This is a genomic window from Pseudomonas sp. Pmew2 (assembly GCF_058129885.1).
The window spans coordinates 183,867-198,196 of the sequence record NZ_CM176702.1 but is presented as its reverse complement, the minus strand read 5'-3'; the positions used below and the strand labels follow the sequence as shown (position 1 = coordinate 198,196).

General features: G+C 50.7%; 10 protein-coding genes and 3 pseudogenes. All 13 read left to right on the top strand.

Translation table 11 applies throughout. The features are described from left to right. Positions 1-465 precede the first annotated feature (465 nt). The 13 genes and pseudogenes from AC4ANK_RS00910 to AC4ANK_RS00850 all read left to right on the top strand — a co-directional run bounded on the left by AC4ANK_RS00910 (position 466) and on the right by AC4ANK_RS00850 (position 14,052). Positions 466-2,325 (top strand): type VI secretion system Vgr family protein, encoded by a 1,860-nt coding sequence (locus AC4ANK_RS00910; protein ID WP_002551407.1) that lies wholly within the window; start codon positions 466-468, stop codon positions 2,323-2,325. Position 2,326: 1 nt separating this feature from the next. Continuing rightward, a complete protein-coding gene (locus AC4ANK_RS00905) occupies positions 2,327-2,908 on the top strand; it encodes a DcrB/PsbP domain-containing protein (RefSeq protein ID WP_031594518.1) in 582 nt (193 codons plus the stop codon). A 30-nt stretch (positions 2,909-2,938) separates the two neighbouring features. Beyond that, complete coding sequence (locus tag AC4ANK_RS00900; RefSeq protein WP_002551405.1) at positions 2,939-3,403, top strand: DcrB-related protein; 465 nt, start codon at positions 2,939-2,941, stop codon at positions 3,401-3,403. Positions 3,404-3,407: 4 nt separating this feature from the next. Then, positions 3,408-7,490, top strand: coding sequence for an RHS repeat-associated core domain-containing protein (locus tag AC4ANK_RS00895; RefSeq protein ID WP_460383954.1), 4,083 nt, complete (start codon positions 3,408-3,410; stop codon positions 7,488-7,490). Then, positions 7,490-8,086: an SMI1/KNR4 family protein gene (locus AC4ANK_RS00890; protein ID WP_460383952.1), complete on the top strand. Its 597-nt coding sequence runs from the start codon at positions 7,490-7,492 to the stop codon at positions 8,084-8,086. The genes AC4ANK_RS00895 and AC4ANK_RS00890 overlap by 1 nt, the downstream gene beginning before the upstream one ends. 255 nt (positions 8,087-8,341) lie before the next feature. Further along, positions 8,342-9,319, top strand: a pseudogene (locus tag AC4ANK_RS00885) (RHS repeat domain-containing protein); the annotation flags it as partial. A 14-nt stretch (positions 9,320-9,333) separates the two neighbouring features. After that, entirely contained in the window at positions 9,334-9,951 is a 618-nt protein-coding gene (locus tag AC4ANK_RS00880) for a hypothetical protein (protein WP_002552535.1), read from the top strand. Positions 9,952-10,286: 335 nt separating this feature from the next. Beyond that, positions 10,287-10,439, top strand: a pseudogene (locus AC4ANK_RS00875) (RHS repeat protein); the annotation flags it as partial. Positions 10,440-10,561: 122 nt separating this feature from the next. Beyond that, a complete protein-coding gene (locus AC4ANK_RS00870; protein WP_141232845.1) occupies positions 10,562-10,783 on the top strand; it encodes a hypothetical protein in 222 nt (73 codons plus the stop codon). Positions 10,784-11,160: 377 nt separating this feature from the next. Continuing rightward, a complete protein-coding gene (locus AC4ANK_RS00865) occupies positions 11,161-12,141 on the top strand; it encodes an IS5 family transposase (RefSeq protein ID WP_044424202.1) in 981 nt (326 codons plus the stop codon). A gap of 249 nt (positions 12,142-12,390) precedes the next feature. Further along, positions 12,391-12,762, top strand: a pseudogene (locus AC4ANK_RS00860) (RHS repeat domain-containing protein); the annotation flags it as partial. Positions 12,763-13,033: 271 nt separating this feature from the next. Continuing rightward, complete coding sequence (locus AC4ANK_RS00855) at positions 13,034-13,462, top strand: hypothetical protein (protein ID WP_031597405.1); 429 nt, start codon at positions 13,034-13,036, stop codon at positions 13,460-13,462. A 407-nt stretch (positions 13,463-13,869) separates the two neighbouring features. Continuing rightward, positions 13,870-14,052 (top strand): hypothetical protein, encoded by a 183-nt coding sequence (locus AC4ANK_RS00850; protein ID WP_489980877.1) that lies wholly within the window; start codon positions 13,870-13,872, stop codon positions 14,050-14,052. The last annotated feature ends 278 nt before the right edge of the window (positions 14,053-14,330 follow it).

Sequence of the window (14,330 nt, the reverse complement as noted above, 5' to 3'; positions counted from 1 at the left end):
CTGCTTAACTCATTGCTACGCCTGAAAATCTCCCAACTAATGCGCGCTCTAAGTGCTCCACAATTACGACCGTCCAGCTAAATCAGACACATCCCAAAATGAGGGTGATCGTCCGAGGCCGTCGTTGTGGTTGACACGGCGCAACGCCTCGGTGTCTCCTTTCATCTCTTAAGAACTGTAACGGTTTTGAGAGAAATGTTAGCTGTTTTTTTACTGAGCTAGTGGCACTTTCATATTGTTTTGTGGTCGCACATTCGCAGTAATTGCGAGATGCCGAACGCGTCTGTAGCTCTGGTCCTACGAAATTTTCAGAATTTTATGAGCGGTGGATGTCGATTTTTGATATCGCAGCCCTCCTGAAATAGTCGATGCTTATGCACCAGACCTGTGTCGTGACTTGTCAGTTTGTAACCGTTAGCCGCTAAATCCGGCGGCGCTGGCCTCCCTGCCTTCAAGGAGATATACATGTTGATGGACCTTGCCGCGATGCTTTCGCCGCAGAACCGGCGCCTTTTCAAATTCAAGAACCTCGCGAATCCCGAGCAGGAGCTGCTGCTGGAGTCCTTTAGAGGGTCTGAAGGTCTGTCACGTGCATACCAATTTGACCTGCTGCTGGTGTGCCAGGACTCCGGAGTCGAGCTGAAATCGATGATGGGCCAGCACGTGGTTATCGAAATCGAGCTGGCCGATGGCTCGCCACGCTATATCGCTGGCTATCTCACGCGCTTTGCCAGCGGTGGCAGCGACGGCGGCATGGCCAAATACACGGCAACGCTCAACCCCTGGTTCTCGATGCTGAAGAACCGCTTCGACACACGTATCTTCCAGGGGAATACGGTAGAGGAAGTCGTTACCCAAGTGTTCGCGATGTGTACCGCGTTCTCCAAGCATGAGTTTCGCCTGAGCAAGCCTCTCAAGCGCTATACCTACATCACTCAATACCGCGAATCCGACTTCAACTTCGTCCAGCGTCTGCTGGAAGAAGAAGGGATGTTCTATTACTTCGAGCACACCGCCGAAGGTCACACCATGATCATCTGCGACGACTCCACCACGCTGGTGCCGTTGCCGGAGCAGCCCCAGATACGCTTCCACTCGGCGTCGGTCACCGAGACAGCCGACTCCATCATCGAATGGAACGGCGACCGCAAACTACAATCAGGGAAAATAGCGGTTCAGACGTTCGACTATCGTCAGCCAAACAACAGGCTGCCGGTCGCCATGAACAGCCTGAACCAGCAGGGTGATGTCGAGAACTTCGAGGTGTACGACTTTCCCGGCCAGTACACCCATGGCACCTACGATGAAGGTGAAGCGCTGTTGCGCTTGCGCGTTGAAGCGCTTGAGCTGAGGGGCAAGAGCTTTAGGGGCACCAGTAACTGTCGTGCCATGAAGCCTGGCTACACCTTCGAACTGCTGCAGCATTACGACCACGATCAGGGCTCACCTGAAGACCGCCAGTTCCTGCTCGTGCTTGTTGATAGTGAAGGCCACAACAATTACCTCAACGGTCAGCAAGCCAGCTACTTCAACACCTTCTCCTGTGTACGCAAGAAGATAGTTTTTCGCCCACAGCTCACGACCAATCGCTCCGTCATTTCGGGGCCGCAGACCGCTATCGTTGTGGGTCCGCCCGGAGAAGAAATCTTCACCGACGAACTGGGTCGCGTAAAGATTCAGTTCCATTGGGACCGCAAAGGCGAGCACAACGACAAAAGCTCCTGCTGGGTCCGCGTTGCTCAATCCGGTGCAAGTGGCGGTTTTGGTAGCATCCAGATCCCGCGCGTCGGTGACGAGGTGGTGGTCGTTTTCCTTGATGGCAACCCCGACCGTCCGCTCGTCATGGGCAGTCTGTACAACAGCCAGAATACGCCGCCGTGGTCGTTGCCTGCCAACAAGACCCAAAGCGGTTTCCTGACGCGTTCGGCCAAGGGTGATGGCGGTACAGCCAACTTCTTCCGCTTCGAAGACAAGGCCGGTGCCGAACAGGTGATTGTGCATGCCGAGCGCAACATGGACACCGAGATCGAGCTGGATGAGACGCATGACGTGGGTAATAACCGCAGTGTGACTGTCGGCGGTAAGAATACGGAAATTATTCAGAACGACACTTTGCTCAAGGTAGAGCAAGGCTCATTGACGATTACCGTGGACAAACAGTCTATCGACATTACGGCCATGACGGAGATCACCCTCACTGTAGGTACCAGTAGCATTACCCTCAAGCCGAGCAGCATCGAAATCAAGGGCGACGAAATAAAGGTTCTCAGCAAAAACACCTTTGTCGAAGGTGACCGTGTCGATATCAATATCGAGAAATCCTGAGATGGTCAGAACCAGCCTTTATGACCGTATTTCGGAAAAGCGTATAGCCGATGAGGCTTTGGCGCGTGAGAAAGCATTACACGCAGCAAGTGCTCCGCCGACCGTTCCCGAGCCTGAGCCAGTGCCGGTTTTACCGCTTGAATTGACACGCAATGAGATTACGGTTGCCGGGCTGAAACTGGTCATGCCGCAGCGAGTGAACTTTCAGGAGATCAGCATCACTCTTGAAAAGGATGGACACCCCATCACGCTCACCATCACACGTCGGCCGGTTCGGGATGATCTGACGCTGAACCGCTATACAGATCTCTACTTGGCAAACCTGCGTGAGAGACACCCTGATATCGATACTGTGCGGCAGCGAGATTGCTTGCTGGCGGGAAATGCAGCGGTGGCTCTCGACTACGTACTCACCTCCAGGCAAGGGCTTAGTCACGGCAGAGCTATTAACGCTATCACCACTGCAGAGGATGGAGATAAGCAATGGCTTTGCATCTCCACAATGATTGATCCTGACACGGCTGCGCTGGCAGACTGGTTGATCGATTTCGACGCAGTGCTTGAAGCAATTGTCGCTCATTGATTTTTTATTTTCGAGTTCAGGACATTCACAATGGACTATCAGCTTCACGAAGGATCAATCGCATTACCAGATGGTTTCAAGGACCGGACGGTGAACATGTTCACCTTGGGCGACAGCGTTCCAGCGCCCCTCAATATCACGATTTCACGTGATGACATGCTGCCCGCTGAGGACATGAGCACCTACATAAGCCGGCAGATAAAGCTCATCGCCAATAAGCTTCGGGGCTACACGCTGCTTGGTAAGAAGTCTGCCTTGTTGTCTACTGGGCACACCCTCCCCGGTATACAAGTAGATGCCTACTACATGCATGAAGGCAGACCGATTTACCAGCGCCAAGCGGCCTTTGAAGTCATACCGGGACGTATTCTGGTGTTTTCGGCAACAAGTCAGACTGACTTTAGCTCCACGCAGGACGAGGACTGGTTGCAATTGCTGGCCAGTTTTCAGCCACATCCGGATAACGCTGGGCCAATAAACACCGAACAGGAATAAAACCATGTTCGAAGCAGCGCGTTTGCACGATGGAATTGAGCACAATAGCGCACTGGGCGGGCTTCTGGCGGGTGCTGTGATCGGCATCGCAATGGCCGTTGCTGGCGCGGCCCTGATTGTCTGCACCGCCGGGTTGGGGGCTGTTCTTCTGGGTGTTGTTTTGTCAGTCGGCGCAGGCGCAGCCCCGGCGGTGGGTGAAAGCTGGGGCGCGGCACGAAGTTCTCCCGCGGGAGATATCACGCAAACAGGGTGTTCGCCCAACGTTTTTATCAACGGCCGCAATGCGGCTCTTACCACACAAAGTATCGCCAAGTGCGAGAATCACCCCGCACCGGTACAGATTGCAGATGGCTCTGCCAGCGTTTTCATCAATGGCTACCCGGCCGCCCGCAAGGGCGACAAGCTCACCTGTGACTCGAAAATCGCTACAGGTTCCAATAACGTCTTTATTGGCGGCGGGACAAAACGCTATCTGAAAGTAAACGAAGAGATATCCGAGTCGCTTCGTGTCGGTATTGATATCGCAATCATCATTGCCTCGATGGGGCGCGGTGGACTGCCCATGTTAGCCAAGGGACTCGGTGGCGGCCTGAAGGCGGTCGCACCTTGCGCCCTGAAATTCGCTGCCACGGTAGGCGTGTCCTATTTATTTGGACGTTTTGTTGCGGGGCCTGCAATAAGCGGGGTGATAGGCGGCTTCAGCGGCAACCCCGTTGACCTCACCAGCGGGCGAAAATTACTGCTTGAAGAAGGCGAAACAGACTTTGCGCTGCCGGGGCTGATGCCTATCGAGTGGTCGCGCTTTTACGCCAGCGACCTCAACGTCGACAGCGTTCTGGGCAAGGGCTGGGTGCTGCCGTGGGAGCAAAACCTGCGCCGAAATGGCAGTTTCGTTTACCTCATCGACAATCAGGGGCGCAGCGTACCCTTCGTCAACGTCGAGCCCGGGGAAAGCATTTACAACCCTTACGAGCAGATGCATCTGGTCCGCACGCAAGGCGGCCATTACATGCTCCAAACCCAGGACAACATCTTCTTCTACTTCGGCGAAGTGCCGAATAACAACAAACCCGTTCCGCTGCAGCGTATTGAAAACGCGCTCGGCCACTACCTGCATTTCAGCCGTACCGATGAAGGTACTCTCACCGACATCAGCGCACCCGGCAACGTACATGTGCATTTGCAGTATGAGCACCCGCTGGGACGGCTGACGTCGGTGAAGCGGATCGTCAATAAGGAAGCTGTTGAAACCCTCGTTCGTTACCACTACGACGACAACGGCCAGCTCAGTGACGTTTATAACCGTAATGGCGATTCCACTCGCAGCTTTTCCTACACCGACGGCGTGATGACCCGCCACAGCAACGCCTTGGGCCTGAACTGTTACTACCGCTGGGAAACCATTGATGACCAGCCTCGCGTGGTCGAGCACTGGACCAGCGATGGTGAACATTTCGATTACCGTTATGACTTTAAGCAGCGTACGTCGTGGGCCGTCGATGTGCTCGGGCGTGAACTGGAAATTCATTACAACGAAGACCGGCGCGTCACGTCCGGCCGTGATTACGGCGGAGAGCGCTACACCATCGAGATAGACGAAAGCGGCAATATAACGGGGCTGGTATTGCCCGATGACAACACGCTGGCCTTCAAATACGACCACCTCTCGCGACTGGTTGAAGAAACCGACCCGCTAGGGCGCAAGATCACCTACAAGCATCATCTGGCGACCACGCTGGTGACCCAGACGACTTTCCCTGATGGCAGCACGTGGAAGGCCCGTTACGATTCCAGAGGCAATCTTCTGGTCGAAACCGATGCACTCGGGAACAAGACCGAATACCTCAACAGTGAAGATGGCCTGCCACACACCATCATTGATGCGACCTATAAATCCAAATACCTGTGGTGGAACAGCCTCGCTCAGGTTGAGCACTTTCAGGACTGTTCAGGCAAAGATACTTATTACCGCTATGACGATCGCGGTCATCTGATCGCCGTCACCGATGCCCTGAACAACACCACCACGCTGGAACGCAAACCCGACGGCGAAGTGCTGCGCATCAACCATCCCGATGGCAGCGTTGAGTCCTTCACCTACAACGCGCTCGGCCAGGTGCTTTCGCACACCGACGGCAAAGGCCAGATAACGCGGTTGTCCCACAACGCCCGTGGCCTGCCAACCCGACGCGAGGACGCCAAGGGCAAAGCCGTTGCCTACCAGTACGACAAGGCCATTCGCTTAACCGCACTGGTCAACGAAAACAACGCCACCTACAACTTCGTGTACGACAACGCAGATCGTCTGATCGAAGAAAAGCGCATCGACAACCTGACCCGCCGCTTCAGCTACAACCTCGGCGGCCACCTGACACAGGTCGAGGAAATCGGCTACGGCGAGAAAGGCGAACAGCCACGGCGCAGCACCCATCTGGAGCGCGACCCGATTGGTCGCCTGTTGGCCAAACTCAACGACGACGCGCGTCAGGACTACACCTATGACGACGGCGACCGACTGCTGTCAATCGAGCGCAAACCGACGGACACCGGCAGAAAACTCGGCGTCACCGCCGAAAAACTGGAATTTGCCTACGACCTGCTGGGGCGACTGACCACAGAGACCACGCCCCAAGGCGCGCTAGCCTACGAGTACGATCCACTCAGCAACCTGACCACGCTGACCCTTCCCACCGGTCAGCATCTGAACCACCTGTATTACGGCAGCGGTCACCTGCACCAGATGAATCTGGATGGCCAGCTGATCAGCGACATGGAACGCGACGACCTCCATCGCGAGATCTACCGCACCCAAGGCAAGCTGACCAGTTGCTTCGGCTACGACAGCATGGGCCGCAAGGCCTGGCAGTACGCCACAACTCTGCCCGCGGAAAAGCTATCGCAGATCCAGAACCCGCTCATAAAACCAGAGCGCTACGTCGAACACGCCTACAACCCGATTCACCGCCGCTACGAATACGACCCGGCCGGAGAACTGAGCCGCACCCTCGACAAACTGCGCGGCGAAACCCAGTACGAATACGAAGCCAACGGCCAGTTGCTGGCGCGCAATACAGGTCGCGTGGTCGACGGCGAAGAATTCCGCTACGACGCCGCCGCCAACCGCCTGAACTTCAACACCAGCCGCTTCGACCACGTCAAAGACAACCGCCTAAAACAGTGGGCGAACCACGAGTACAAATACGACGCCTGGGGCAACCTGATCGAAAAAGTCGTCGGCATCGTGCGCTGGCAGACCTTCACCTACGACTGCGAAAATCGCCTGGTCAAAACCGAGACCATGGCTGACACGCAGGTGGAAAGCACCAGCAGTTACCAGTACGACAGTCTGGGCCGACGCGTTGCCAAACAGTCCGAGATCAAAGGCCACACCGACCAGATCGGCACACCGCTGGAAATGACCGATGCCGAAGGTCAGATCGTCTGGCAGGCGAAGTACCGGGCGTGGGGTGCGGTTGAGAAGCTGGTGGTGAACGAGGTTGAGCAGAATCTGAGGTTTCAGGGGCAGTATTTTGATGTCGAGACGGGACTGCATTACAACACGTTTCGGTATTATGACCCGGAGATTGGGCGGTTTATTACGCAGGATCCGATTGGGTTGGATGGGGGGGATAACCTTTACAAATATGTTCCAAATCCCACAGCATGGGTTGATCCATGGGGCTGGGCTTGCAATCGTCCGGGGGGCTATAAATCAGGGGATGTCGATACCCATGGCAATTTATCACCGGGCGTAAACAGAGCGCCTGGTAATAAAAACATCCCAAGTGATAAATCAGTTCAGTCACACCACTTTATTCAGGATGAGTGGGCAAAGAGGAATGTAGCAGGATATAAGCGTAACGCAGCGCCAGCAGTTTTATTAAAAAGCTCCTCTGGAGAATCACACGCTATTGTTTCATCACTTCAACGAACCAGACGCAGATTGGGCGGGTTTAATGGCACCATTAAGGAAGAGTTTGGAACCGCATACAAAGAGCTAATAGACTCTGGAGTTAGTCCTAGCGTAGCAAAGAAAGCTGCGAGCAGATCATATAAATACTTCGACTCCTTGGGAGCATTTGACTAATGATATCCTTCACTGAAAAGAACAGCCCTGCCAACGTAAATGAAATAGAATCCGTCTGCAAAGAGTTAGGAATCTCAGAAAAAAACTGGTTGAGAACATTTTGGTCTGAATGCAATGGGGCGGTATTAGAAGATCAAATCGTAATTTATCCTACTGATCAAATTGTCGAGCGTAACAAAACATATGAAATAGATATAAATTCCCCCGATTACATTTTGATTGGAGATGACTCTGGAGGCGGATTAATATTAATCCCCAAAAAAGGCTTGGAAAAATTCTACTTTATAGGGTCTGGAGATCCCTTTATTAATGACGCTGAAGTCTTTGACTCCATTGAAAAGCTAACTGCCTACGTGATGGCTGATGCAGATAGTGATAGTGGTAGTGGTAACATAGTTTCAGTTGCAGAGATCAAGCCAAAAGCATCTGACGTACTGAAAATTAAAAAAGATTTTAATTTAGACTATTCAATAGCACTGCTAACTAAAAAACTAGAAAAAAAAGAAGAGATCATCTCGGAAAATGTGAAACTTATTAAGTATAAATCCGCATTGGACTTACACAGGAAATTTGTTAGATTCTCATCAAAACCCTGATCTCAAAAGCTAGCACTAACATGCGGACTCAAAATAAATTTTTATTGTTTTTTCACACTTAATCCATAAAAGTAAAAATTACATAAATACCGACTAGCTCACCTTATTTTGAATAAGTAATGCTAGCGATCTTTAAAAATTTAGATTTATTCCTTCTTAAAGATATTGTTTTATTTTTAATCGTAGCTTGGCAGTGGCTTTAATAAGACAGTTTAATCCCAAACACCAACTGATCAGAGACATGAGTATTGGGGCTATCGCTCCCAAGGCAAACTCACGAGCTGCTTCTGCTACGACAGCATGGGCCGCAAAGCCTGGCAGTACGCAACCACCCTGCCCGCGGAAAAGCTATCGCAGATCCAGAACCCGCTCATAAAACCAGAGCGCTACGTCGAACACGCCTACAACCCGGTTCACCGCCGCTACGAATACGACCCAGCCGGTGAACTGAGCCGCACCCTCGACAAACTGCGCGGCGAAACCCAGTACGAATACGAAGCCAACGGCCAATTGCTGGCGCGCAACACCGGTCGAGTGGTCGACGGCGAAGAGTTCCGCTACGACGCCGCGGCCAACCGCCTGAACTTCAACACCAGCCGCTTCGACCACGTCAAAGACAATCGCCTCAAACAGTGGGCGAACCACGAATACAAATACGACGCCTGGGGCAACCTGATAGAGAAAACGGTCGGCATCGTGCGCTGGCAGACCTTCACATACGACTGCGAAAACCGCTTGGTCAAAACCGAGACCATGGCCGACACGCAGGTGGAAAGCACCAGCAGCTACCAGTACGACAGCCTGGACCGAAGAGTCGCCAAACAGTCCGAGATCAAAGGCCGCACCGACCACAAACGCTTCCTCTGGCAAGGCTTGCGCATGCTGCGCGAAGAAAGCCCCGGCCAGAGCAGCCTGTACCTTTACGAGCTCGGCAGCTATGCGCCGCTGGCCCGTGTTGATGAGAAAGAAGGCGAGGTAGAGAACAAGGTCTACTACTTCCACACCGACCAGATTGGTACGCCGCTGGAAATGACCGATGCCGAAGGGCAGATCGTCTGGCAGGCGAAGTACCGGGCGTGGGGTGCGGTTGAGAAGCTGGTGGTGAACGAGGTTGAGCAGAACCTGCGGTTTCAGGGGCAGTATTTTGATGTCGAGACGGGGCTGCACTACAACACGTTTCGGTATTATGACCCGGAGATTGGGAGGTTTATTACGCAGGATCCGATTGGGTTGCTGGCGGTGATATCGTGAGCAAAGAAGATCGAATTTATTTTGAAGAAAAACTACAAGAAGAGCTACAAAATATAGAATGCAAAGAGCTGGCAGTAAAAGCGGTTAAAAAAGGTTTGAAATTCCGCTTCGAAAAAAAAATAGTCGCAGAGTTGGACTTTCAATATTTGGTAAAGTCACACGCCTTTATGCTCAACGGGCGAGTTTTTGGAGGGCCTATCTTTGATTGCATGTCTAAGATAGACATGCCTTACAAGAGCAACTTAGGGAGCAACGCTTGTTTTTCGTTTACCACATCAGGAAGACAAGATAAGAAATTTAGCCCTAGCATCTACGGCACTATAGCTATTCCCCGCCCTGAACATGCAAGCGAAACTTGTAATCATATCAAACTCGCACTTGAAGAGTACTACATCCCTTTAATTGTGGGTTGCGTATTGCCTAGCGAGCGGACTATTGATGATGTTCTCTACTCACCAAGAGACTATTCATATCCTGCTGCATTTATCCATTGCGCTGTAAAATGCAACTCATCGACACTAAAAAACAAATCACTAGCAGAGCTAAGGAACAATAAAAACATAATTAAAAATAAAGATTTCGATCTCGACCTTCTAGATACTTGCTTCTCATAACATGCCGACTGATTTTACACAAATAGGCTTGAAAATACCTATTGCTTTATAACGATATATTTGCCACTCACCCTATACGCTTTTAAAGGTCTATCGTTCTTTAATAAAATGCGCCGCAGTATGATTGCCAACCTTGTCTCAATCAGCTGCCGCTTTCTTTTTAATTAGTTGTTCTGCTATCGCTCACACCACATCAACTGTACTACCGACAGCAATGGCAAGCTTGCCGAAGTTTTTAATCGTAACGGCGGTTCAGTGCGTCGCCTCAGCTACACCGAGGGTGTGGTGAGCCGCCACAGCAACGCGCTTGACCTGCCTACGAGTACCGCAGGGAAACCATCGTCGACCCGACGCTCAAGTCCAAATACCTGTGGTGGAACACCCTGGCCCAGGTCCAGCGCTTTCAGGACTGTTCGGGCAAAAGCACGCACTACCGTTATGACGAGCGCCACCATCTGGTGGCCGTCACCGACGCCCTGAACAACACTCTGGAGGGAAAATTTATCGTGGTGGAGGAAGTCAAATACAAGTACTTAATTATGCAGACAGAGCAAAAATGAGGCCTATAGGGAAGCCGAGGGCCATTCATTCTATTGATTGCGGCGGCTAAATGAATCTTATAGAAAATTATAGAACCTTTGACGACCTTGGAAGTTATGATCGAGATAACAACCCACTAGGCCTTACAGTAGAGCAATTAGCGCCAAAAGGTGCGTCGTGGTCTTACAAAGGTGTCAGTCATAAGTTTGAGAGCTCTTTAGGTTTAATTGCAACACCGCTTAAGGATGGAAGCGGAATTGCGTTCGTGATCGCTCTCTACAACAAAAAATAAAATAAGGCAATCGTGATAAATCCTGATGGTACGACTATGTGGGATGTCAGCGATATGACCAAGCCAGCTTGTCGGGATTGTATGTTTTCCGAGGTTTATTACGTCCTAGCCGAGCTATGTTTTTTATAAGCTGTAATGAACATGATTTTCGTTTTTCATTTGATGCAAAAACGGGTGAGGCTGGAAAGCTAATTCCGTCATATTAATGATGGAGCGCTCTATAACAACTTAAAAAATCTGCGAACAAATATAAAATATGCGAAATCGCCTTGCCATCTAACCCCAGTCTTACATAAACTAAATAAGCTTTCTCTAAGGAATCTCCGAACAAGTCCCGGTTATGCGAAAATCGCCTGACCACCTGATCCGAGCCTCCCATGAGCCAGATGAGCTTTTCCGATTTCGAATATGCCAGCAAGCGCAAGCAGACACGCCGCGAACGCTTCCTCGCCGAGATGGATCAGGTCGTCCCCTGGACAGGTCTGCTGGGCCTGATCGAACCGTTCTACCCCAAGGCCGGCGGTGGCAGAAAACCTTATCCGCTGGAAACCATGCTGCGCATTCACCTGCTGCAGAACTGGTTCTCCCTGAGTGATCCGGCCATGGAAGAAGCGCTCTACGAAATCACCCCCATGCGCCAGTTTGCACGCCTGACGTTGAGTGCGCCGATACCGGAAGACACCACGATCATGAACTTCCGGCACCTGCTGGAGAAACATCAACTGGCTCCTGCAATCCTCGCGGTCATCAACGGTTATTTGCAGGAAAAAGGCCTGTCGCTACGCCAGGGCACCATCGTCGATGCCACCATTATTCATGCCCCAAGCTCGACCAAGAACAAAGACGGCGAGCGTGATCCCGAGATGCATCAGACAAAGAAGGGTAACCAGTATTTCTTCGGTATGAAGGCCCACATCGGCGCTGACGTTGAGTCTGGACTGGTTCATCACGTCCATGGCACTGCGGCCAATGTGGCCGATGTCACTCAAGTCGCCGAACTGCTCCACGGGGAAGAAAACGCGGTCTATGCGGACGCTGGCTACACCGGTGTCGAGAAGCGTGAAGAGCACGAAAATCGTAACGTGATCTGGCAAATCGCGGCGCGGCGCAGCACGTATTCCAAGCTGAACAAACGCAGCCTGTTGTACAAAGCCAAGCGCAAGATCGAGTACTGCAAAGCGCAGACACGCGCCAAGGTCGAGCATCCGTTTCGGGTCATCAAGCGCCAGTTTGGTTACGTGAAAGTACGCTTTCGTGGGCTGATGAAAAACACGGCCCAACTGACCACGCTGTTCGCCCTGTCGAACCTGTGGATGGCTCGAAAGCGACTAATGGGTTTGGGTGAGTTGCGCGCTTAACACGGAAAACCGAGCGAAAAACGCGCTCGACTCACACTGCATCAGACCGTTTTCAGAAAAATAGCGCTATGTGCCTGGCAAATTACGGCTTGCCACCGCTGCGCGGCAAGTTGATCGGAGCATCCCTAAGTTGAGTACGCTGGCAAGCTCAAGAACCCGCCGCGAACGTCTCGTTGCTGAAATGGAAAAGTTTGAGCGCTGGGCAAGTCTACTTAAGCTGATCGAGCCGTTCTGCCGGTTGATCGAAGGAAACAGTCCGAGATCAAAGGCCAGACCGAGCACAAACGCTTCCTCTGGCAAGTCCTGCGCCTACTGCGTGAAGAAAGCCCCAGCCAGCCCGGCAGCTATGCGCCGCTGGCCCGTGTTGATGAGAAAGAAGGCGAGGTAGATAACAAGGTTTACTACTTCCACACCGACCAGATCGGTACACCGCTGGAAATGACCGATGCCGAAGGGCAGATCGTCTGGCAGGCGAAGTACCGGGCGTGGGGGGCGGTGGAAAAGCTGGTGGTGAACGAGGTTGAGCAGAACCTGCGGTTTCAGGGGCAGTATTTTGATGCCGAGACGGGGCTGCACTACAACACGTTTCGGTACTATGATCCGGAGATTGGGAAATCCGTTTGTTGTTAAGAATGGCAACTACTCCCAGCTTAATCTTCATCACTCCAAAAAAGATAGACTAGGTTCTCTCTTCGAATTGTCTGCCGATAGACATAAAAACCTGGTAACACTAAAGCGTTGTATCCTCACCTACCTGCACAGCATCCGATCCCCCTATTAATAGAGACCTATTCAACGGTGATCGCGGCGCTTACTGGAGAGGGCGTGCGCAAATAGAAATTAACAGAAGAGCCGGGAGCGCTAAGCTTTCGGAAAACTGCGGATAGAAACCATGATATCGAAAAAGCTGGTAGACTTTTTTAAGCAACAAGGTTGGTGGTATGAAAATGCAAGCGCAGATTATGAAGTGGAACTCGGAAAACTGGGTATTGACTTATCATCTGATTTCGCTCAGTTCTACTTACACGTAGAAGACGGCCCAACATTCATGCAGCATGGAAAGGAAATATATCAGGTATGTTGGTTCTCCAAACATACTCATTTTGATCTGGACTTGAAGAACACCCATGAAACATTGCAGCTCCCACTAGAGTATATTCCACTAGATAGCTTTGAAGGCGAAAGTGGCTATTTCTATAACAAAGACACTGGAGAGGTACTTAGTGTGTCTTTGGGAGATGAGCTCTTGGATTTCAAACAAGGAAGATTGAGACCGCAATGGGCAAATTTTAACGATTTTTTGGAGTACTATTTTGAATAGACCTGATCGCTTAATGATTAATACTGCATAAATAAAATATTTTTGCGATATTAGCTTAGGCTCATATCATTCATATTAAATACAGCTATAGATGGCATTGAAAAAAACAGAATAGGCAATTTTATATTTTCGATAGGGCATCTGGCCTTTTTGCTGCTAGCATTTGCCCTAATAAAATAAGGTTAATTGAGGATGCAAAACTATAATTAGCCTACAAAGTAATAAAAAGCCCGAACAGAAACAATTACTTGACTGCAGCGAATGAGTTCGTGCAAAAGCAGCAGGTGCAAAACTTAAAACCGGAGCATCGGGATGTTGAAAAGCATAAAGTGGTCAGAAGACGCAGTACTCGTTGTCAAGGTCGACGATGTTACATATACATTAGCCCAAATGAAAAAAATGGACTGATGGAGTTTTTTGATGTATCTAGGTCAAATGACAGCTGGGAAGACGTTGACCTTAACAAGTGCAAGTTACTATTTTGTATTTTTGTAGCTGAGAAACGTATAAAGAACATATTCGTAAGGACCCTCAATGATAATGAGGTTATAAAAAACTCTAGAGCCATAATAAAAAATGCTTTCTTTTGAGTGGGTTTCAGAAAATGTTTACACATCAGATCTTATAGAGTTGAGTGATAGTTATTCCAGCGTTGGCGGACGAGTGATCAAGACTGCTCTTTCAGACAAAAGCGATATTGAAACTATTAACGCACATGAATTTTGTGGCATTTTCGGGGATCCTAAAAAGCTTCTAGATAGGATTAAGTTTTTAAGGATACGGGGATAAACTGGGATGAACAAAAAAAGTTTATTTATCCGTCCATAGAAAGACCCACTGGATTCCCTATAGAGTAGCTTCTAGGACT